This is a genomic window from Helicobacter sp. (assembly GCF_029067145.1).
Taxonomy (GTDB): Bacteria; Campylobacterota; Campylobacteria; order Campylobacterales; family Helicobacteraceae; genus Helicobacter_D.
The window spans coordinates 19,930-42,679 of sequence record NZ_JAIEFA010000040.1 but is presented as its reverse complement, the minus strand read 5'-3'; the positions used below and the strand labels follow the sequence as shown (position 1 = coordinate 42,679).

The 22,750-nt window shown below is 37.9% G+C and carries 17 protein-coding genes; 6 read left to right on the top strand and 11 right to left on the bottom strand.

The window, feature by feature from the left end; all coding sequences use genetic code 11:
* Nucleotides 1–70: 70 nt before the first annotated feature.
* The 3 genes from guaA (at nt 71) to K2N75_RS09200 (ending at nt 5,841) form a co-directional block, all read left to right on the top strand.
* Nucleotides 71–4,672: a glutamine-hydrolyzing GMP synthase gene (gene guaA / locus K2N75_RS04770; protein ID WP_297679840.1), complete on the top strand. Its 4,602-nt coding sequence runs from the start codon at nt 71–73 to the stop codon at nt 4,670–4,672.
* Between the two features lie 10 nt (nt 4,673–4,682).
* Nucleotides 4,683–5,627 (top strand): HTH domain-containing protein, encoded by a 945-nt coding sequence (locus tag K2N75_RS04765; protein WP_297679839.1) that lies wholly within the window; start codon nt 4,683–4,685, stop codon nt 5,625–5,627.
* A gap of 139 nt (nt 5,628–5,766) precedes the next feature.
* Nucleotides 5,767–5,841 carry a hypothetical protein gene (locus K2N75_RS09200; RefSeq protein WP_363318425.1) on the top strand — a complete coding sequence of 25 codons (75 nt, stop codon included), beginning with the start codon at nt 5,767–5,769 and terminating at the stop codon, nt 5,839–5,841.
* Nucleotides 5,842–5,923: 82 nt separating this feature from the next.
* Here the strand turns inward: K2N75_RS09200 and K2N75_RS04760 are convergent, their stop codons facing one another.
* Complete coding sequence (locus tag K2N75_RS04760; protein WP_297679838.1) at nt 5,924–6,286, bottom strand: nuclear transport factor 2 family protein; 363 nt, start codon at nt 6,284–6,286, stop codon at nt 5,924–5,926.
* A gap of 132 nt (nt 6,287–6,418) precedes the next feature.
* Entirely contained in the window at nt 6,419–7,006 is a 588-nt protein-coding gene (locus tag K2N75_RS04755) for an NAD(P)H-dependent oxidoreductase (RefSeq protein WP_297679837.1), read from the bottom strand.
* A 156-nt stretch (nt 7,007–7,162) separates the two neighbouring features.
* Between K2N75_RS04755 and K2N75_RS04750 the strand changes: the two genes are divergently transcribed.
* The 3 genes from K2N75_RS04750 (at nt 7,163) to recJ (ending at nt 10,836) form a co-directional block, all read left to right on the top strand.
* Nucleotides 7,163–7,519 (top strand): helix-turn-helix domain-containing protein, encoded by a 357-nt coding sequence (locus K2N75_RS04750; RefSeq protein WP_297679836.1) that lies wholly within the window; start codon nt 7,163–7,165, stop codon nt 7,517–7,519.
* A gap of 87 nt (nt 7,520–7,606) precedes the next feature.
* Nucleotides 7,607–9,256, top strand: a complete 1,650-nt coding sequence (locus tag K2N75_RS04745) for a CTP synthase (protein ID WP_297679835.1) — start codon at nt 7,607–7,609, stop codon at nt 9,254–9,256.
* Nucleotides 9,253–10,836: a single-stranded-DNA-specific exonuclease RecJ gene (gene recJ, locus K2N75_RS04740; protein ID WP_297679834.1), complete on the top strand. Its 1,584-nt coding sequence runs from the start codon at nt 9,253–9,255 to the stop codon at nt 10,834–10,836. Before K2N75_RS04745 ends, recJ begins: the two co-directional genes overlap by 4 nt.
* A gap of 40 nt (nt 10,837–10,876) precedes the next feature.
* On the opposite strand, the gene K2N75_RS04735 is transcribed toward recJ, so the two are convergent.
* The 9 genes from K2N75_RS04735 to K2N75_RS04695 all read right to left on the bottom strand — a co-directional run bounded on the left by K2N75_RS04735 (nt 10,877) and on the right by K2N75_RS04695 (nt 22,740).
* Nucleotides 10,877–13,309: an MMPL family transporter gene (locus K2N75_RS04735; RefSeq protein ID WP_297679833.1), complete on the bottom strand. Its 2,433-nt coding sequence runs from the start codon at nt 13,307–13,309 to the stop codon at nt 10,877–10,879.
* Nucleotides 13,290–13,832, bottom strand: coding sequence for an ABC transporter substrate-binding protein (locus tag K2N75_RS04730; RefSeq protein WP_297679848.1), 543 nt, complete (start codon nt 13,830–13,832; stop codon nt 13,290–13,292). Before K2N75_RS04730 ends, K2N75_RS04735 begins: the two co-directional genes overlap by 20 nt.
* 117 nt (nt 13,833–13,949) lie before the next feature.
* A complete protein-coding gene (locus K2N75_RS04725; protein WP_297679832.1) occupies nt 13,950–14,675 on the bottom strand; it encodes a VacJ family lipoprotein in 726 nt (241 codons plus the stop codon).
* Nucleotides 14,676–14,684: 9 nt separating this feature from the next.
* Nucleotides 14,685–16,547: a 1-deoxy-D-xylulose-5-phosphate synthase gene (dxs, locus tag K2N75_RS04720; RefSeq protein WP_297679831.1), complete on the bottom strand. Its 1,863-nt coding sequence runs from the start codon at nt 16,545–16,547 to the stop codon at nt 14,685–14,687.
* Nucleotides 16,547–17,380: a flagellar assembly protein FliH gene (fliH, locus tag K2N75_RS04715; protein ID WP_297679830.1), complete on the bottom strand. Its 834-nt coding sequence runs from the start codon at nt 17,378–17,380 to the stop codon at nt 16,547–16,549. Before fliH ends, dxs begins: the two co-directional genes overlap by 1 nt.
* The gene (gene fliG, locus K2N75_RS04710) at nt 17,373–18,407 is read right to left on the bottom strand and encodes a flagellar motor switch protein FliG (RefSeq protein ID WP_115550754.1); all 1,035 of its coding nucleotides are present in this window, start codon (nt 18,405–18,407) and stop codon (nt 17,373–17,375) included. Before fliG ends, fliH begins: the two co-directional genes overlap by 8 nt.
* A complete protein-coding gene (gene fliF / locus K2N75_RS04705; RefSeq protein WP_297679829.1) occupies nt 18,407–20,125 on the bottom strand; it encodes a flagellar basal-body MS-ring/collar protein FliF in 1,719 nt (572 codons plus the stop codon). Before fliF ends, fliG begins: the two co-directional genes overlap by 1 nt.
* 9 nt (nt 20,126–20,134) lie before the next feature.
* Nucleotides 20,135–21,238 (bottom strand): histidinol-phosphate transaminase, encoded by a 1,104-nt coding sequence (gene hisC / locus K2N75_RS04700; protein ID WP_297679828.1) that lies wholly within the window; start codon nt 21,236–21,238, stop codon nt 20,135–20,137.
* A 65-nt stretch (nt 21,239–21,303) separates the two neighbouring features.
* Nucleotides 21,304–22,740: a hypothetical protein gene (locus K2N75_RS04695; RefSeq protein ID WP_297679827.1), complete on the bottom strand. Its 1,437-nt coding sequence runs from the start codon at nt 22,738–22,740 to the stop codon at nt 21,304–21,306.
* Nucleotides 22,741–22,750 lie beyond the last annotated feature (10 nt).

Below are 22,750 nucleotides of genomic sequence, written 5' to 3'. Positions count from 1 at the left end.
ATAAGCAACTTTTAGCTAAGATTGCGCCAAAAATTAACAAATGCGATTCTACAACTTTTAAGGATTCTTTATGCAAGCAAATAATGTCCAAATTTTAGTGCTAGATTTTGGCTCTCAATACACACAGCTCATCGCGCGGAGACTGCGTGAATATGGCGTTTATACCGAGATTGTCCCTTACTTTGAAAAACTAGATTCTATTAAGGCAAAGAATCCTAAAGGCATTATACTAAGTGGCGGACCCGCAAGTGTGTATGAAAAAGACGCCTATAAGCCCGATAGCGCAATTTTTTCGCTTGGGATTCCAATCTTAGGAATCTGCTATGGTATGCAGCTTATCGCCCAACATTTTGGCGGACGCGTCATCAAGGCAGACGCGCAAGAGTTTGGCAAGGCGGTGCTAGAGATTATGGAATCCTATGCGGATAAAGATTCTAAAGTTTCATCTTATCCCACATTTCAAGGCGCACAAGTGCCGATGAGCCTTTCTTTTACGCTTTTTAGTCAAAACAAGTTTCCTCAAATGCTAACAGCCTTGCTTGATTTATGGGAAGATTCTGTGCGAGTAAGCCACACTTTTTTAACTAAGCAAGACATTGCAGAGATTAAAATAGAAGTCAAAGCAGCACTACAAAGCTCTCAAAATATTATCACTGCGACAGATAAAAAGGATTTTTTGGGCTTTGTTGGTGTGGAAGACAATAAGATTGAAATGCTTTTTGTCGCTTCAAAAGCTTTTAAAAAAGGTGTGGGCAAGGCATTGTTAAAGGAGGCGTTGGAGCGATATTTGAAAGATTATCCTTGCATTTTAGTAGATTGCAACGAGCAAAATGCGCAAGGCTTGGCATTTTATCAGAGTTTGGGCTTTGAAGCAATCGGCAAAAGCGCGCAAGATTCCGCAGGGCGAGACTTCCCCATTGTGCATTTAAAAATAAACAAGGCAACATTAAAAAAAGCACTTGAAAGAGAAACTAGCGGTTCTGTGGCAAATGTTTTTGTGTGTGAGAGTGAGCGTGTCTTTTTGCGTCCTTATACACAGGCGGATTTTGTCGCACTACATAGAATCTTAAGTGACAAAAAGACGATGTATGCGTGGGGGCACGGATTTAGCAAAAAGGAAAGTCAAGAATGGTTGGATAAACAATTAGCGCATTATCAACAATATGGCTTTGGAATCTGGGCGATTGTGGAGAAGCAAAGTGGCGAGATTATCGGCAATGCGGGGCTAAATTATGCAGAGATAAACCTAAAGGGCAAAACTCAAGAAGTTGTAGAAATCGGCTATCTTTTACACCACGATTTTTGGGACAAAGGCTATGGAAGCGAAGCAGCTAGAATGTGTGTAAAATATGGCTTTGAAACTTTGGGATTGGAGGAAGTGTATTGTCTCATCAAAGAGGATAATTTGAGCTCTCTTAAAGTCGCAAAAAAGCTTAGTATGCAAAAAGTGGGGGAATATCTTAAGTCTTACAAGGGCAAAAAAATCAACCATTTGGTTTTTAAGCTTAAAAAAAATGTATGGCAAGGATTAGAGAATAGCACGAACACGCAAGGGCTTGGAGCAAACACACTCTTTAAAAATGTGAAGCAAGATTCTATCGTATGGATGAGCCACGCTGATAAAGTAGAAAAAATCCCAAAAGGATTTAAAGAGCTTGCAAAGTCTGGCAATACACATTATTGCGTGATTGCAGATTCTAAGCGCAAGATTTATGCCTTGCAGTTTCACCCTGAAGTCGTGCATAGCGAGTGTGGAGGGCAGATGTTGCAAAACTTTGCAGTAGGGATTTGTGGCGCGGATACAAGCTGGAATATGCGGAATTTCGCGCAAAATGAGATTGAAAAACTGCGCCATATCGTTTATGGAAGCGAAAATGTGGATTTGCAAAATCCTGCTTTTATTACATTAAAAGTTGCTATTAAAGAAAAAGGAAAGGCGCAAACGATAGAAAACCTCCTACAAATTTGGGAAGATTCTGTGCGAGCCACACAACAAGTAAGTGAAGCATTTATCACCCACAGGTGCAAAGAGATAGAAAAAGATTATATTGCAAAGGCAGAGGAAATATTGATTGCTAAAAAAGCGGGGGAATGGCTAGGCTTTATCGCGGTGAAAAGCAATGAAATTACTCTACTTTTTGTCGCGCCTCAATATTTTAGCAAAGGGATTGGCAAGGCACTGCTTAAAGAAGCAATAAATTGGCATTTGTATAAATTTGACAGCATTATCCTTAATAGCCGTAAGCAAACTTTGGGATTTTATCAATCTTTGGGATTTAAAAAGGCAGGCGAACCCTTTTGTGTTGGAAGTTATCAGAAAATTATGCTAACGCCTATGGAGGTAGCGAGGGAGCAATTACAGCGCACTTTGGCATCTCCAGAGGATTCTTTGTCTTTTATCACTCTTGTAGAATCTTTTAAACAAGTTGGGAAAGCACAAGCAATTCAACATCTTGCCTCTATTTGGGAGCAGGGCGCAAGAGCCACCCACAAAGATTTAAGCGAAGATGAGATTGCGGGTATGAGAGAAGAAATACTGGAGGCTATTTTAAAATCCAAAAATTTACTTATAGCCAAAAAAAATGAAGAATGGCTAGGTTTTATTGAGATAGAAAAAAATGAAATCGCAATGCTTTTTATCGCTCCAAAAGCCTTTAGAAAAGGTGTAGGTAAAGCACTACTCAAAGAAGCATTTATGCGGTATTTAGGTGCATTTGAAGTCATAAAGGTTAATAGTCTTGAGTGGGCTTTGAGTTTCTATCAGCATTTAGGATTTACAAAAACAGGAGAAAATCCTATCCCTGCGGGGAGTGCTGGGGAATTTTCACCAAAACTTATCCCCCTAAGCATTGCACGTGAGAGTTTGCAAAAGTCTTTGGGGCTTGAGGCACAAGGAAAATGCGAGAGGGTGCGTTGCACTTGGGCTACTGATAAGGACGAATCGGCACGTAAATTATATGAAAATTATCACGATACAGAATGGGGCGAACCACTGCACGATGATAGGAAACTTTTTGAGTTTCTTTTGTTAGAGAGTTTTCAAGCGGGTCTTTCTTGGATTACGATTCTTAAAAAGCGTGAGAGTTTTAGAATAGCATTTGATGATTTTGATTACCATAAAATTGCTGCTTATGATGGGAGCAAAATAGAATCTTTAATGCACAATGAGGGGATTATCCGCAATCGTGCCAAAATAGAAGCTGCAATTTCTAATGCTAAGGCATTTTTGGCAGTGCAAAAGGAGTTTGGAAGCTTTGATAAGTATATTTGGGGCTTTGTGGGAGGCAAGCCGATTATCAATGCCTTTGAAAGCATCGCAAATTTACCCGCTTCCACACCACTTTCAGATACAATCGCTAAGGATTTGAAAAAGCGTGGGTTTAAGTTTGTCGGCACTACAACTATGTATGCGTTTATGCAGGCTATTGGAATGGTGAATGACCACCTGATTTCGTGTTTCAAAAGGCATTCAACTTTGGGCAATCATTCCGCAGATTTTTGGGATTTTGAAAGTTCGCAGACCATTAGTCTAGCCTCACCCCCAAAATCCCAAAAAAACTACGAAAGCACTACTGCAAATCTTAGAATGCTAGATGAAAAGCAAAGCAAAACGAAAGTGGAATCTAAAGATTTTGCCAAAGATTCTAAGGCGGAAAGATTCTTGAGGGATTTTAGTGGTTTTGGAGCGAGGGGCGAAGGGAGTTACCTTGAGGGTAATGACCAAGCACCGAGCGAACAATCCGCTAAAAGCACCAAAAAGCCAACGCCTTCTAAGGTTTTATGTGCGGTGAGTGGTGGGGTAGATTCTAGTGTCGTTGCAGCTTTGCTTTATCGTGCCATTGGGGAAAATCTTATCCCTGTGTTTGTGGATACCGGGCTTTTGCGCAAGGGTGAGAGAGAGGCGGTGGAGAAGATGTTTAGAGAAAACCTCAAAGTGCCGCTGATTACTGCAGATGCTAGTGCGTTGTTTTTAAGCCGTCTTAAAGGTGTGATTGACCCAGAGAAGAAACGTAAAATCATTGGAGAGACTTTTATTGAAGTGTTTGAAAAAGAGGCAAAAAAGCACAATACCAAAGGTGAGATAAAATTCCTCGCACAAGGCACGCTTTATCCTGATGTGATAGAATCTGTGAGTGTGAAGGGTCCCTCTAAGACGATAAAAAGCCACCATAATGTGGGTGGATTGCCGGAGTGGATGAAGTTTGAACTCATTGAGCCTTTGCGGGAGCTTTTTAAAGATGAAGTGAGGGCGTTAGGGCGAGAGCTTGGAATGCCTGAATCTATGCTAATGCGCCACCCATTCCCAGGACCCGGGCTTGCCATACGCATTATGGGCGAGGTGAATAAGAGAGATTTAGATTTGCTACGTGAGGCAGATTCTATCTTTATAGACGAGCTGCGCAAACAAGGCTATTATGACAAAGTGTGGCAGGCGTTTTGTGTGCTTTTAAATGTGCGGAGCGTAGGTGTAATGGGCGATAATCGCACTTATGATAATACGATTTGTGTGCGTGCAGTAGAAGCAATTGATGGAATGACAGCGACTTTTGCGCATTTGCCCCACGATTTTTTAGAATCTGTGAGTAATCGCATTATTAATGAGGTTGAGGGTATTAACCGCGTGGTGTATGATATCACAAGCAAACCACCGGGTACGATTGAGTGGGAGTGAAGGAGGAAAAATGACTTATAAAGAACTTGTTGTAGAAATTTTAAAACAAGCAAATACTCCATTGACGAGTAAGCAAATTTGGTTAAAGGCTTGTGAAATGGGGCTTGATAAAAAGCTTTCAAGCGTTGGAAAAACGCCTGTTATGACCCTTGGAGCTGTTATTTATGAACGCATTAAAAGAAAAGAGAATTGCTTTATTTTTGCTTCTAAGAAACCCACTACTTTTTGGCTTAAAGAGAGAGAAAATGAGCTATTAAATATGGAAAATTCAAAAATACTCAATGAAATTTTGGATAAAGATGAAAAGATGAAATTTCACGAAAGAGACTTACACCCTTTGCTTGTAAAATTTCTCTATGAAAATTCTAATTTTAATCTCCGATGCAAAACTATTTACCACGAGAAAAGCAAAAAAACAGCAATGGGCAAAGACAAATGGAATTATCCTGATATTGTAGGTGTGTATTTTCCTTATGATGATTATAATAAAGAAACTCTGACATTTTTGCATAATATAGGGCAAAATAGTTATAAACTTTTTTCATTTGAACTTAAAATTAGCCTTAATTTTTCAAATTTAAAGGAAAGTTATTTTCAGGCTGTGAGTAATTCTAGTTGGGCAAATGAAGGGTATTTGGTAGTTTTTGAAGAAATTGATGAGGAGGTTTTAAGCGAGTTAAGACGACTAAATCAAAGCTTTGGTATCGGAGTGATAAAACTTGAGTGCGAAACTTTGGATTCTAAAATCTTGCTTAGCTCCAGAGAAAGAGAGATTGATATACAAACACTCAATATGCTTTTGGAAAAAAATAGTGATTTTAAAATTTTTATTGAAGATATAAATAAACAAATCAAAGCAGGGTTTGACACAGAAATCAAAGCAAAATTTGATAAAGTTTTTGATGATGAGGAAATGCAAAAATATATAGAAGAAAAACTCATCATAGAACAATAGGAAGCAATGATTTAATAACAAAGTCTGCTTTTGCAAAGCCATACAGATTGTATGAAAATGATACAAAATCTTCCCAAATGAGCTATTTATCAAAAAGCATTATCCTTAGTGCGGCACGACAAGTCTTGGAGACTATTGTATTAGCGCGACTTCCAGCCATTATGATTGGGCAATAAGGCTGATAAAAATATTTAAAGCAAAGAAATTTGTTTGAAGTAAATTGACAAATTTTGTGAGCTTTTAAGAATCTAGCGATTCTTTGTAGCTCACGCTTGAATCTTACACAAGATGAGATTTTAATGTGTATGATACGCTTTAGCGACGATTTTCCACTCACCATTGCTCTTAAAAAGCTGATGTAAATCTGTGAAGTTTAAGCCGTGCCAATTTTCTATTATCACGCGCACACTTGCGATACTCTCATCAACATAAAGCACATCAATGCGGGATTCCGCGTCTTTTGCCTCTCCGCTTTCATCAAGCACTTTGTAGAGATTCTCTATGCTTCCACTCACTAGGCTACCATCTTTGTTTGTGCCTTGCATAATGGCGTCTTTGGCAAAGGCTTGTTTAGCAATTTCACTTTTGCCTTGATTTGAACCCTCCAAGTAGGTTTGTATCACTTGGATAATCGCTTCATATTCACTAATTTTTGTCATTTTTTCTCCTTTAATTTTATTGTAGCTTGCAAAGCAATTTGTTGTGCTTCCAAAAGCTAATATACCCGCAATTTTTGCAGAAGCTTTTAAAAAGTCTCTACGTTTGCGATTCTTACATTTGTTCATTTGGGTTTATCCCAAGACTTTGCGCAAATGCGCCCTATAATCCGCAATATATTGTTCTACTTTAGGATTCTTTACTACATCATAGCAAGTAAAGCTAGGCAATGCTGACATTCCTACAAATTCGTGCGCTTTGTGTAAATGCAAATTCACTCCGTCTATGCCGATTCCTCCAAAAAACTCATTTTTATCTTCAAATGCGCTAAGTGGAGCATTCCAAGTCGTGCTAAAGAGATATTTTTTGCTTTTTAGCAAGCCACCTGTGCCGTAGTTTTTGTTTGGATTGTTTCTGTGGCGTCCATCTCCTGTTAAAAATTGACCCGTCCCAGCTCCCGCCATAAAGACTTTGTCAATGTATTCTTTAACAATCCAAGGTTCGCCCATCCACCAGCCTGGAAATTGCCAAATTAAAACATCAGAGCTTAGAATCTTTTGAGCTTCTTGGGTTTCATTGTAACCTTTATCAATGTGTGTTTCTAGCACATTTAAGCCTAGAGATTCTAAAGTCTCTTTTGCCACTTCTTGCAAAGTCGCGCTAAGTTTGCCGCCGGATTCACAAAAAGCCTTACCGCCATTTAGCAGCAGAATCGTTTGCATTTTCACTCCTTTAAATTTGATTCAAGAATCTTGCGCAAAAATTCTTGAGAAATTATAAATTAAACTTCAAATAAGTGCAATACGAAAATTAAAGTATGATACTTACTAAAAAGAGAGTATAATTTCTTGAAAATTTTAGAAAAAGAGGAGATAAAAATGCAAAATACTTGTCCCACACAACTTTCGCACGACTTATGCCTGTCAGATTCGCCCTTTGCTTATACGCTTTCGCTGATTGCAGGGAAATATAAGATGAGTATTCTTTATTGTCTTTTTCGCTTTGAGGTTGTAAGGTATAATGAGATGAAACGTTATTTGAATGGAATCTCATTTAAAACCTTGACTAATGCGCTAAAAGAGCTTGAAAATGATGGCTTAATAGAGCGCAAAGAATATCCACAGATTCCGCCAAAGGTAGAATATCGTCTCTCCAAAAAGGGGGAAACTTTGATTCCTATTTTGGATTCTATGTGTGAATGGGGCAAGAAAAATAGAGAAATTCGTTCAACTTAAACGGAAAGTTCTTTGCGAATGCTTGTAAAAAGCAAAAATTAACTTGCTTAAAAGTATAATAACACTTTTAATTTTTAGAGGTTTGTAATGTCCAAATTTGAAACAAAATATATCTTTGTAACCGGTGGCGTCTTAAGTTCGTTAGGCAAAGGAATCACATCATCGTCCATTGCAACTTTGCTTAAAAATTCTGGTTTTGAAGTCGGAATCTTAAAGATTGACCCTTATATCAATGTAGACCCCGGAACAATGAGCCCGCTAGAACACGGAGAGGTTTTTGTAACCCAAGACGGCGCGGAAACAGATTTGGACATCGGACATTATGAAAGATTCTTGAATATGAATTTTTCCTCTAAAAACAATTTTACGACAGGGCAAGTTTATTTAAGTGTGATTGATAGAGAGCGTAAGGGTGGATATTTAGGGAAAACAATCCAAGTCATTCCCCATATTGTAGATGAAATTAAACACAGAATCCGCCTTGCAGGCGAGGGAAAAGAGATTCTTGTCGTTGAGTTAGGTGGCACCGTGGGGGATATTGAGGGCTTACCTTTTTTGGAAGCAATGCGTGAAATGAAGCACGAATATGGAATCGAACGCGTGATTAGTTTGCACGTTACTTTGATTCCATTAATTCGTGCGGCAGGCGAGTTAAAGACAAAGCCAACACAACATAGCGTCCAAGAGTTGCGTAGAATCGGAATCACGCCACAACTTATTATTGCGCGCACAGAAAAGGAGATTCCAAAAGAGCTAAAAAATAAGCTTTCTATGAGTTGCGATGTGGATTATGATTGCGTGATTATGGCACAAGATGCCAAAAGTATTTATCAAATGCCGCTGAATTTTCTCAAAGAGGGAATGCTAGTGCCTATCGCTAGATTTTTAAAGTTGCCTGAATTTAAGCCCGATATGAAAGAATGGGATTTGCTTGTTAAGCAGATTTTAGCACCACAAAATGAAGTAACTATCGCATTTGTAGGGAAATATTTGACTTTGAAAGAATCTTACAAATCACTCACGGAGGCGTTAATTCACGCGGGAGCAAATCTAGATACAAAGGTGAATATTCAATGGATTGATAGTGAGGAGCTAGAGAAAAGCGAGGAAGCCCTTAATAGCCTTAAATATGTGAATGGAATCCTTGTGCCCGGTGGTTTTGGCGAAAGAGGGATTGTCGGCAAGATGAAAGCCATAGAATTTGCGCGAATACATCAGATTCCATTTCTTGGGATTTGTTTGGGAATGCAATTAGCGATTTTGGAGTTTTGCCGCAATGTGCTTGGGATTAAAGAGGCAGATTCTATGGAATTTAATCCAAATACAAAAGAACCTGCCATTTATTTGATTGAGAATTTCATTGACCAGCAAGGCAAGGAACAAATCCGCACGCATACTTCGCCTATGGGAGGCACAATGCGCTTAGGAGAATACGAATGCCACACAAAAGAGGGTAGTAAATTGCAAGCCGCTTATGGAGGACAAAAGATAGTCAAAGAGCGGCACAGACATCGTTATGAGGCGAATCCAAATTATCGCTCTAAGCTAGAATCGCAAGGTATGATTGTAAGCGGCGAGAGTAAAGGCTTGATTGAAGCAATTGAGCTAAAAGAACACACTTGGTTTGTCGCGGTGCAATTCCACCCAGAATTCACTTCTCGCTTGCAAGCACCCAATTTGGTAATTTTAGAATTTATTAAACAATCCTTAAAATACACTCTTAAAGATTCTCTTTGATTCCACATTTAGATTTACTAACTAAAGAAGCAATCCACTCAAAACTATCCGAACGTTTCCAAAACGATACGATTGTGAGTTTAAAGGATTTGCCTTTACCAAAAAAGCTTAAAAATTTACCAGAAATTGCAAAAAAGATTGCACAAGCAATCCACCAAAATCAAAAAATTGTTGTTGTAGGGGATTATGATGTAGATGGCGTGGTGTCCTGCGCAATTCTTTATGAATTTTTTAAAAAACTGCATTACAAAATAGAGATTGAGATTCCTAATCGTTTTTTAGACGGCTATGGGTTGTCTTCAACGATTATTGCGCGACTAGATTGCGATATGATTATCACCGTAGATAATGGAATCAATGCAATAGAAGCAGCAAAAATCTGTCAAGAAAGAGGAATTGAACTCATCATTACAGACCACCATACGCCACAAGAGGAATTACCAGAAGCATTGATTTGTAATCCCAAACTTTCTAGCGATTTTCCAGAGCCTGAAATCTGCGGCGCGTGTGTGGCGTGGTATTTGTGCGCTGCACTAAAAGATGAAATGAAGTTAAAAGTGCAAATGGTAGAATTTTTGGATTTATTAGCACTTGCTATTGTCAGTGATGTAATGCCATTGCGTGGAATCAATCGTGTGTTACTCAAAAAAGGTTTAGAAGTCTTGCGTCAAAGCCAAAGAATCGCATTGATTCATTTGAGGGAACATTTTTCAAAATATAATTTGGACGTGCAGTTAATCAGCTATTATATTGCGCCCTTGCTGAATTGCGCGGGTAGAATGGAACACGCTCTTTTGTCTTATCGTTTTTTAGTTACAGAGAAGTTTTCAGAATCCAAACAATATCTTAAAAAATTATTAGATTTAAATAGCAAGCGTAAAACCTTACAAAATACAACTTATGAAGAAGCAAAGGCGATGTTTCTTGCCCAAAAAGATTTTCAAGAATTACCTTTTGTTTTGGTGTTTAAAGAATCTTGGCACGAGGGAATTATTGGCATTATCGCCGCGAGATTAAGCGAGGATTTTTTGAAGCCTAGCATTGTTTTAACCCTAAAAGACGGAATCTTAAAAGGCAGTATGCGCTCTGTGGGCGTGGATTGTATGCAGATTTTAGAGGCAAATAGGGAATATTTGGTAGCCTTTGGCGGACATATTGGTGCAGCGGGATTGAGCCTAAGAGTAGAAAATTTAGAAAGCTTTAGGGTGCAATTAATGCAGTTTCAATATGAACAAAGCATTTCCAAGCAAGAAACACGTTTTAAAGAAGTGCTAGGCAGATTACCTTTGGATTTAGTCTGTAAGGATTTGTTTAGAATGATTCAGGATTTTGAACCTTTTGGGCAAGAAAATATTTTGCCTAGATTCTATACAGAAGCGCAGATTGTTGATGTGCGTTATTTTGGCGCAGGGCATAGTAGCGTGAAATTACAAGAGAATGGAGCAAGGCAGAATGCTTTGGCGTTTTTTCAAGATTTGCGGGAAAATGTAGGGCAGAAAATCGGTTGTATTTATTCATTGCAGTGGGATAAATATAATCAAGATGTGGTCTTGAATCTTGAGCATTATGAGTTTTTGTAATTTTTAGCTACCTTAGAAAATTAAAATTTTATGGATTTTATTATCGCAATACGCTTGTTTTGTAAAAACTATTGAGTAGGGTAGGAAGCAAGAGAAGTGCGCTAAGCAGCATAAGCAACATTACAAGAGTGGTAAGGAATCCAAAATAAATAGTAGGAATAAAATTACTGCTCATCATCGCACAAAAACCTACTACAATGATGAAAGTTGTGTAATACATTGCACTTCCGATAGAATCGTGAGATTCCAAAATCGCGTCTTGGAGGGAATGATTCTTGATTTCTGCCTTGAAGCGATGAATGTAGTGAATTACATCATCTACGCCAATTCCAAGGGAGATTGCGGCAATCGTAACTCCCATAAGGTCTAATGGAATCCCACTAATGCCTAAGATTCCAAAGATTGCGCCTAAAGGAACAAGATTAGTTAAAAGCGCAATAATGGCGAGCTTGAAACTTCTAAAAATCCACAAAAAGACTAAGAAAATAATTCCAATCACAAAGCTTAAAGTATCCACTTGCGAGGAAATAAGGTTTTGCAATAGGTTATTATACAAAACCATTACACCATTGACTTGCACTTGCACTTTTTCATTTTGTAGCAAGGATTCTAAATCTTTGCGGATTTGCATAATAAAATCATTGCGCTTTAGGGTGGGATTGGAATCAAAAGTGCGCAGAACAAAACGTAATTGATTTTGCTCTAAATTCGCATAGGGCGTGAAAATTTGTGCTTTGAGGGCGTCTTGTGCGTTTTTGTAGAGAAATGCAATCGTCCAATCATCGGCGTCAATTCCTAGATTGTCTATGAGGCGCACCAAACTATGTAAGCTCAAAACAGAGCCAGCATAAGGATTGTCCTCTAAGTAAGTATGCACGATTTTGGCTAATCTTAGTTTTTGGCTATCAAACCAATAAGTATCTTGCGATTCTAGTGCGTTAAATTCTGCTTCAAATTCATCGTCTATTGCAGCTTGTGTTGCTTTGCTGGGAAAGGTAAGGAGAATCTCCAAAGGCACTGTGCCACCCAAATCTTTGTCAATTTTGAGTAAGCCTTGTTTGATTTGGCTAGAATCTTTAAAGTAATTCACGAAGCTATTTTCAACCTTTAGGTTTTGGATTCCATAAACGCTGAAAGCAACACAAAGAATCGCAAAGAAATAAATCCTTTTGGATTTGTGGATTGATAGATTAGCACAAAATTCTAAGAATCTTTGCTGTCTTGTGGAAAGTTTTGTGGTATGTTTTGGCTTATCCAAAAGAGCTGAAATACTTGCAAATAGCACAAAGGTAAAGAGCAGTGCAACACTCACACCAAGACTCATCACAATGCCCAAATGGATAATGGGTAAAATATTAGAATAAATAAGGCTAAGAAAGCCAATCATTGTTGTAAAAGCCGCAAAAAAACTTGGCATTTGTTTAGTTAAAAGCGTCGCATAAAGGAGATTTTTTTGCGAGGCTTTGGGGAATTTGGAATAAAATTCCAAATAGGCTACGATTAAATGCACCACCAAAGAAACATTGATGATAAGTAACAAAGAAACATAATTAGAGGAAACCACCGTGATTTTAAACCCAAATGCAGCAAAGATTCCACTGCTAACTACGAGGGTAAAAAGGCAAATGAGAAGCGTCAAAAAAACGAATCGCAAATGCCCAAAAAACGCCCAAAGCATTAAAGCCAAAATCACACTAAGGCTCGTCCCATAGGTTATAAGGTCAGATTTCACATAGGCAATCATATCACTCGCAATGAGTGTGATTCCACCAATCTGCAAGCCCTCATATTTGTTTTGCAAACTTTTAAGTGTTGCAATGGTCGCGTCATTTTGTGCTTGGGCTTTTTCTTTTTCTTTTTCAATGAGTTTTTGGATTTCTTGCTTTTGGGATTCGTTTGTTTCGGTGTTTTTAAGCTCTCTTAATTGTTCTAGTCGCGAATTGTTTTTGAGATAGATTAAGATTCCTGCAGTTTTAGCGTCTTTGGAAATAAGATTTTGCGTATAAAAGGGGTGGTGGAGGATTTCTTGTTTTGCTAATTCAAAATCTGTTTGCGTAGAAAGTAGGGTGAGATTCGCCTTGAGGGATTCTTGCAATTCCAAATTTGGCGCACTCTTAAGTAAGGGTGCATTGAGAATGCTCAAGATTTCGTCAATTTGTGGAATCTCTTTTAAATCGTCGGTGAAGTTTTGTAGAGTTGTCAAGAAGTCTTGATGAAAAACATCGCCTTTTTTGGGGCTTAAAGCCAAAATAAGAAAATCTTGTGTCGTGTAGTTTTTGGTGATAGAATCGTAAGTTTTAAAGTCTTTGTCATTTTCTAGTATCAAACTATCCGAGCTTGCGTCAATGGGAAGTTTGAGCGCAAAAAAGCCAAAAACAAAGAAAATTATCACGCAAAAGGCGAGCGTAAGTTTTGGAGCATTTAAAATTGCGCGATAGAATCGCAAAAACAAATTATTGTTTTGGGGATTCAAAGGTAATTTCACTTTTGAGTTTGGCAAGCAAGGTTTGGAAATTACTATGCGCTAGAATATCGCCAAATTGGGAACGATAAGTCTGAATCACGCTAATGCCTAAAATATCTACATCATAGATTTTCCAATCTCCCTCTTTGTCGTAGAATTTAAAAATAATATAATTAAGTTTGCCATCTAAAACCATAGAAGTTTTTAAGTTGTAGCGATTGTTTTTAGGTTGTTCTCCACCAAGCACTTCTAGTTTTTCGTCTTTATAAAGTCTTAATTTATCGGTAAAACTCCTTTTGAGATTCTGTTCAAAAGCTTGCATATATTCCTCTTGTTGATTTTTGGTTAGTGTCTTATAATCTTTGGAGAGGGAAAGTTGTGCCATAAGATTGTAATCAAAAATAGAATCAAACATTACAAAGATTTCCTCTGCAATTTTTTCTGCTTGAGCATTAGAAATTGCAGAATCTTTGGAGTTTGTCACGATACTTTTTTGCAAAATTTCTAGTGTTTTTTGTATATTTTGCGTCATTATGCTTTGTATTTGAGAGAGTTCTAACCCAAAAGCCAAAGAATTAAAAACCCCAAACAAAAGGCTGAAAGCAAATAAGATTCTATGAAAAGTTTTTGAGATTGTCATTTATTTCCTTTATTTTTCTAAGATAAGTTCGTTACGTCTTTGTTCATAAGAATCGCGAAACAAAAGATAACTATCTAAGGAATCTTGATAGAGAGAATCCAAAGTCGCCTTATGTCTTGCAGTGTAATTGGCTACTTCTAACACACCAGCACTAATTGCAAGTTCGCTAGGTTGAATATAGTTTGTCGGATAGGCTAGGGTGTTAAGCGGCAGAGCTAAAGCGTCGCGTAGATTGCTAGGTCCAAGAAGCGGCAAAACAAGATGAAATTCACTTCCCATTCCCCATTTACCAAGAGTAATACCAAAATCATTGCGATGAGAATACAATCCATTTTGTGAGGCAACATCAAAGATTCCTAAGATTCCAGCGGTAGAATTAAGAGCGAAACGTCCAAGTTCGTCCATCGCTACTTTCGGTTCTCCAGCAAGCAGGGAGGCAAGGAATCGCAAAGGTGAGGCGAGATTATCAAAAAAGTTATAAATCCCAAGTCTAAAACCAAGTGGCATAGCATAATTATAAGCGTCTAATGTAGGGCTAATCACATAATAATAAATTCCCCAATTCACATTGTGCATCAAGCGATTATAACGTATAAGCGGGTCTTTGACAAGAGTTTGTTGGCTATATTCGCTTTCAAAGTCATTGAAAAATTCCTCTTTTTGTGCGGGTTGCAGGGATTCATCTTGCGCGTAAGCAAAAAACCCTAACAAAAGAATTAAAAGAAGTTTGTACATAAAATTTCCTTATATGTATTGTAGGATTTGTTGTGTGAGATGAGGAGTATCTAATCCTAACTGCTCTTCTATTTCCTCTGCTTTGCCGTGTGGGATAAAATCGTCTTCAAACTCAAACGAATGAATTTTTATTTGTAAATTATTTTCTTGCGCAAAAGCACTTAGAATTTGTCCCACACCACCAATTTTTGCGCTATCACTAAAGATAAACCATTTTTTATGATTCTTGCTAAGAGTAAGCAACACTTCTTTGTCCAATGGCTTAACGAATCGCAAATCTACGAGACTACAAAGAATGTTTTGTTTTTCTAATTCCAATAAACACTCATAGGCTCGTCCCACACCATTGCCGTAACCAAGTAGTAAAATTTCGCTTTGAGAATTCCTAAGAATCTCTAGTTTGCCTAGTGTAAAAGGCGTAGGTGCAAAAAGATTTTCGCCTAGCTTAAAAGATTTTCTTGGGTATCTAAAGGCGCAGGGTGCGCTTGAGAAATGATGTGCAAAATGCACGGCAGATTCCAAAGTCGCTTGGTCTCTAGGGGCAAAAAGCACAAAATGTGGAATCATATTCAAATAAGCAATATCAAAGACACCTTGATGTGTTTCTCCGTCCTCTCCCACGATTCCTGCGCGGTCAATGGCAAATTTTACAGGCATTTGCATAATGCCTACATCGTGAATGATTTGGTCAAATGCGCGTTGCAAAAAGGTAGAATAAATCACAACAAAAGGTTTAAAGCCTTCTTTGGCAAGCGAACTTGCTTGTGTTGTTGCGTGCTGTTCGGCTATGGCAACATCCCAAAATCTTTCTGGGAATGCTTTAATGAGCAAATCAAGCCCTGTGCCACTGGGCATTGCTGCAGTGATTCCAACGACTCTAGAATCCTCCTTGGCGATTTCTAGCAAAGTTTGGGAAAAGATTTGCGTTGGGGATTTTGTGCTATTTTTGGCTAATGCTGTGCCATTTTGTCTATCAAATGGGCTGACGCCGTGCCATTGCTCTAAATGTCCTTCCGCAATGGGATAACCTTTGCCTTTGAGGGTTTGAGCGTGCACAACGATAGGTTTTTGAATGCTTTTAGCAAGGCGCAAGGCTTTAATAATTTCTTTGAGGTTGTGCCCATCAATAGGTCCGATATAGTCTAATCCAAGCTCCTCAAAGAGCATTCCGGGAGTGATTAACTTGATAGATTCTTCAAATCGTTTAGCAAGATAAGTGGCATTGGGCATATTATTGATAACATTTCCGATTTTGTTTTTGATGTTTTGAGTGAATTTTCCCGCAATCGTTTGGGAGAGATATTTACTGATTGCCCCAATAGGTTCTGCGATACTCATTTCGTTGTCGTTTAGAATAATTACCATAGGATACTTGCGGTCGCCAAGCTCGTTAAGTGCTTCATAGGCAAGCCCTGCACTCATTGCACCATCGCCAATTAAAACAACAGGAATATTGCTTGCTTTTTTGAGGTAAAAGGCTTTAGCAACTCCTACACCTAAAGAAATAGAGGTGGAGCTATGTCCAGCAATAAAATAATCTTGATTGCTTTCGCTTGGCTTAGTAAAACCACTAATGCCACCTTTTTGCCGCAAAGTCTCAAAGGAATCCCAACGTCCTGTTAGGAGTTTGTGTGCATAGGCTTGATGACTGACATCAAAGATGAAAGGGTCGCTTGGATTTTCAAAAACACAATGCATACCGATGATGAGTTCAACTGCACCTAAAGTAGAACTTAAATGTCCGCCATTTTTAGAAACAACCTCTAAGATTCTATTGCGCATTTTTTGAGCAAGATGATTTAGAGAAACAAAATCTTCTTCGTTAAATTCCTCTTGACGTAAAAGCTCCAAGTATTTAGAATCTAAAGGCATTATAGTTTATTCTCCAAAATGGATTTTTTTAAGGTTTCAAAACGCGTGAAAATATCCCCATCAATATTTCCCTCACTACTTAAAATCACAACGCCTCCTTTGGCGATTGCTTGGTCGGCTTCCAAGGTAATGTAATTCAAATCCTTAAGGGATTCTTTGAGGTCTTCTAAATCACCGGGAAAGACTTTTAGGGTTACTTGTGTATTTTGTGATAAATCTTGCAAAAGGGTGCGTGCTAAAGAGGAAGCGATTTTTGCACTATTGGTGCTGATTTCTGCGGAAATCACTTCTTTGGCAATATCTAGTGCAATAGAACTTAGCTCTTTTTCTAGGCTTAGAATATGGTTTTTGGATTCTGCAATATTGTTATCAATGCGCTGAATGCTCAAAGCATAAAGTTCTTTTTGGCTATTGATTTGTGTTTCTAATTCTTGTTTGGCTTGTTTGTAGCCCTCATTGACGCCTTGCTCTTTAGCTTCTATTTTAGCTGCATTAACCTTTTCGTTAATTTCTTTTTCCTGTTTGTCAAATTGTTCTTGTAATTTTTGCAAAGATTGTGCTAGCTGGTCGCTTTTTTGTAGGATTTTATCAATCACTTCGGTTTCAAAAAGCTTCAGTGCAGGTGCATCAATGCTTGGTTCTGCTGGTTTAGGTGTTTCTGCAACTTGCATAGTGGGTTGGGGAGCCTCAACTGCTTGTGGTTCTGCATTAGATTGTGTCTGTTTTTCTGATTTTTTAGAAATTTCCATATTTCTAAAATTGTATTTTTTAATATCGTGCCTCTCTTTGTGTGCCTCTGTAATGATATTTTCATGTTCGTTAATATTATTCAATGGTATCCTCTTGTTCGCCGATTTGGATTATGCCTTGCTCTGAAAGTGATTGGACGGTTTCTACAATTCTACGTTGAGCTGCCTCTACATCTTTAACTTTTACTGCACCTAAAAATTGCATTTCCTCTAAGAATTGTTCTCCTGCCCTTTGGGACATATTGGACATAAATTTTTGTTTTAACTCCTCTGGAGAAGCTTTAAGAGCCAAAATGAGGTCTTTTTTGTCAATGATTTTAAGAATCTCACGAATTGCATTGTTGTCTAATTTTTCAATATCTTCAAAAGTAAACATCATCTCTTTAATAGCAGCAGCTAATTGGTCGTCAATCTGCTCAATATAAGCAATCGTTGCTTTGGCTGCCTTTTGTCCTAAGCGGTTGAAAACCTCTGCAACTGCGCGGATTCCACCCACTTCTACTTTGTAGCTTGTGAGTGATTCTAATTTGTTTTCCAACACGGTAGAAACGCGCTTAACGACATTGGGGGAAATATCGCCTAAGTTTGCCATACGAATCGCAATTTCTGCGCGCAAATCATCGGAGAAAAAGTTTAATGTTTCTGCCGCATTGGTCGGGTCCATATGCGCTAGGATAAGAGCAATGGTTTGTGGGTGTTCGTGAATAATAAAATCAGATAATTGTTGCGGGCGCACACGCGAAAGATAAGCAAAGTTTTGGGAGGATTGCATAGATTTGGCAAGCTTGTCCAAAACCTTTTTTGCTGCTTCTGGTCCCAATGTGCGATAAAGCAATTCTTTGGCGTATTCAAAACCGCCTGTGGAGATGTATTGATTGGATTGAAAAATAGCATAAAATTCCTCTAAGACTGCTCCACCAAGCGCCTTGTCTATTCCTGAATTTTGCGCAATATATTTAGAAACTTCAGTAATAGAATCCAAATCTAAATTTGAAAAAATCTCACCTGTGATTTCATCACCTAATTGCACAAGCAGAATCGCGATTTTTTCCGCCATTGAAAATTCATCGTATTGTGCTTGTTGTCGCGGACTTAATGTAATTGAAGGCATTAGTGTTTTCCTCCTCCACCCATATTATCAAGCCCAAGTTCATCATGCACTAGGGTTTGAAAAAGATTTGCAAGTTCGGCTGGTTTTTCCATTGCAATTTCCTTGATTTTTTCTAATAAAACATTGTATTTAATCTCATCTTCATTTCCGCTACCAAAGCCAAGTTGGTCTTCAATTCTGCGCCGCACTTCATTAAGTCGGTCGCTATTTTCTTCTTCATCTTCATCAATTTTGATAAGAGATTCAAGCTCTTCTTCCTCGTCTGCTCTTGCTTCAAGCATACGCTCGCTGAAAGGCACAATGACTTTTTTGTAAAAGAAAAATAGAATCAAGCCCACAATAGCGTATTTTAGCAGAGGCATAAAAGGCGCTAAAAGTGCAGATGCAGTTTCTAGGAATCTTTCTAAAGGTGTGCGCGCTTTGAATCCGGATAATTGTCCATTTAATTGAAAATTGCTGACGGAAACTTCATCGCCTCTTTGTTGGCTGTAACCAATGGCTTGACGCACAAGAGCTGAAATTTGTTCCATTTCCTCATCATTGAGAGCAGTATATTCTAGTTTTTCTACCCCTTCTTCATCTAATTGTTTGGAGTATTTACCATCTACGACAACTGCAGCAGAAAGCCTGCGAATCGTAGCAAACTCTCCTTTGATATTGGAAATTGTTTTACTAATTTCAAAGTTGGTCGTGTTTTGGGTTTTTTCATATTTTTCTTTCGTGTCATCGTCTTCTAAGCCCTGCACAGGTCCGATGTTGCTCACAACTCCGGGCACTCCCCCAATTTCTTTTGGTCGGAATCCCTCACGTTTTTCTTCTAAATCTTGAATGCTACGCACGACATTGTTTGGGTCATAATATTCCTGTGTGCTTTCTTTTTGCGCGAAGTCAAATTCTGCTGTAACCTTTGCTACTACGCCCTCTCTCCCGCCTGTGATAGGAGCTAGAATATTAACAATTTTTTCTTCTAAAGTTTGTTCAAAATTGGTTTTATAACGTAGTTGTGCTGCGGCAAGCTCCCTTGCTCCTCCTAGTTCATCTAATTCGCTTAGCGGCTCACCCTTTTCATTTACGACTTCAACATTTTCAATAGTTAAATTTGGAATCGCAGAGGAGACGATATTTTTGATTCCTGAAATCTGTTTGGGTGTTAAACTTTGGGCGGGTTTAAAAGCAAGGACAACAGAAGCCGTAGGCGGTGTTTGCTCGCTTACAAACACGGTTTTTTCTGGTTGCGCTAAATGCACTGTGGCTTTTTGAATGGGTGCGAGGCTCTCAATCGTGCGCGATAATTCTCCCTCTAATGCGCGTAAATATTTAATGCGTTGGTCAAAATCTGTCGCTCCAAAATCTTTAGTATCAAAAATTTCAAATCCAATTTTGCTACTTTTTGGGATTCCATTGCTTGCTAATTTCATTCTCTGTTCATAGACAGACTCTTGAGGAATTAGAATTGTATTGTCTTTTGGGATTTTGTAAGGGATTCTATCTTGCTGAAGCTGTTGGACAATTAGTGCGCCATCTTCTGGACTTACACCTTCAAACAATACCGCATAGCCCGGATATAATACTCCTGCTTTATTGGTGGAATTCCAAACAACAAGAGCGGCAATAAAGCCAACTACGGCAACAATAGTTGCGAGAATGACGATTTTTTGTTTTTGATTAAGTTTTTTATAAAGGTTTCTAATTTGTTCAAATAATGCTTTTAAATCCAATGCTTAATCCTATCTTTTGTCTAAATATTGTTCAAATAATGTAAAAAATTTCTTGTTTTGTTCGTGTGTTCCTAATGTAATACGAATTGCATTGAGACCATAAGAAGCAAGATTCCTAATAATCATACCTTTTTGCAATAAATAATCTGCAATTTGTGTAGAATCTAGTGGAGATTCAAAATAATAGGTAATAAAGTTGGTATAACTTGGAGTATATAAAAATCCTTTTTCCTTAGCAAAATTCTCAAAACTAGGCATTTGCATTAGGTTGTTTTGGAGGCTTTTTTGAATATGCTCTTGGTCTCTTAATGCTTCAAGTGCCGCTGCTAGAGATAAGGTGGTGAGATTAAAAGGCGGGCGAAGTTTCAAGAGGGCTTGGATAATCTCTTGTTGTGCGATTCCATAACCTATACGCATACCGCCCAATCCATAGGCTTTTGAAAATGTTCCTAGATAAATTGCGTTAGGAAATGTCTCAATAAGGATTTTTGGATTGATAGCCTTAGCGGAATCTTTTGCTTTTGCGTATTCTTGATAAGCTCCGTCAATCACAATGAGACAATTTTCATCTATTTGTTGTAAGAAATCAAAAGTTTCTTTTGAATCCAAGCATTCCCCTAAAGGATTGTTGGGAATACATAAAAAAATTATTTCTGGTTTGTGTTGCCGATAAGATTCTAAAAATTCCTTTAAATTGTGTTGATGACTTGCTGTGCGAATGACTTCTGCCCCTACGGCTTTGGCATAAACTTCATACATCGCAAAAGTGGTTTTTGCCATTAGGATTTTACTTTTGTGATTGGCTTTAGCGTGGATACAAAATTCAATGATTTGGTCGCTTCCCGAGCCGATAATGATTTCGTTGCTTTGGACTTTGTAGAACTGGCTTAATGCTTCCTTTAAAGCAAACATAGAATCATCAGGATATAAATGTGCATTGCAAGCATTTTGAATGATTGCTTCTATTGCTTTTGGGCTAGCCCCCAGAGGATTTTCATTGGAAGCAAGTTTGACGATTTCATTTTCTGGGATTCCAAATTCTCTGACAACGAGCTCAATAGGTTTCCCTGCTTCATAGGTTTTAATAGAATCAAGCGTGGTGTTAAAAGTCATCTAAATGCCCTACAAGTAAAATAATTTTGCTATTGTAGCAAAATTTAGCCTAAAAGGTGTAAAATTTACAAAATCATACGCATCATATCAATAAATTGGTCTGTGCTGCCCTTAGTAACAAAATAAGAGATTCCTTCTTTTTTAGCATTTTGCAGGGTTTCTTCACTTATTCCTTTGGATATAATGGCGCAAAAAACAGGAATCCCGACAGAATCCTTAAACATTTCAATATATTTTTGTCGGAAAGTCAAAATATCCATTTCCTTGACTTCCCATTCCATTACAACAACATGAAACTCCAATGGTTGAGATAAACGCAGATTGTCTCGCGGGTCGCTGGAGGTAGAAACTTGTAAATCGCTGTCAAAATTTTTTAGGTATTCTTTGTAATATTTGCCATCTTTGGGGTCTTCTTGAATCAACAAAATATTTCTCTTAGAAAAAGCTTCAAGGTATTTAAGTAAATCAAAAAGCCCTTTGGTTTCTTTGCGAATCTTATTATGGTCTAAGCTGCGCAAAAAATATTTCAAGAATGTTTTAGAGCTATAAGTGCCTGTGATTCCTGCTTCAATAAAGAATCTTCGCACGCTTAGGCTTCGTTTTGCCCTCTGCCACAATAAAAAGTCTAAATCATACGCTTTGGCATTTAAAAGCTTAATAAAGTCTTTTTTCAATTCTTTTGTGAGAGGCAAATAATTTTTCAAAAAAGGTTCAAAAAACTTTTCTGAAAATTCTTCTCCCGCTTTAGTAATTTTGGCTAATTTTTCCTTTTGTTGGGAGAGATAATGTAGTAAATCCACATAACGTTTGCGGAAGTTTTTGAGGTTGTTTTGTGCTTGGAGATAGCTTGCACTACCTTTGTCGTGCCGTGCAGCAAATTGATTTTCCATATTTTTAAGTGCCTCTCCCATAGAAGCTTGCTGGATTGCAGTGCTTTTGATGATAGATTGAGTGGTTTGGATTAATTCTTCATTTTTAACAAATTCAATTTGATGTGCAAGAAATATTTTTTCATAAGAATATTGTGGAGGATAAGACGATTTTTTGATAAAAGATTCATATTCTCTGTCTAATTTTCCAAGCTCGGATTTAAGGTTGCTTAAAGCCAAGTTTGGAATCGTGCTATCTAGCTCAAAAAGGTCATTATAAGCCGTAAATAAGAATCTTTTAATGCGTAAAAAATCCAAATCTTTATTGGAGTTAATGTCTTTTTCATAATGTTTGATGAGATTTTCAGTTCCACCAAAATAATCATAAATACAATCTTTTATACTTTTAGTTTGGTGAATCACAAATTCCTCTAGCGGAACTTTTTTAGGACGCACAACACTCACTTGTTTCTTGTCGTCTGTGAGTTCAAATTCTACTTCCATATTGGGCGTAATTTCTTTGAAATCTCCGTCCCATACGCGTAAGTCAAATTCAAATTTGCGTTTGTTGTGTGCCTGCTCAATTAAACCGCGCTTTTTTTGCGCATTTAATCCAACCAAAAAACCATTCATTCTACGCCTT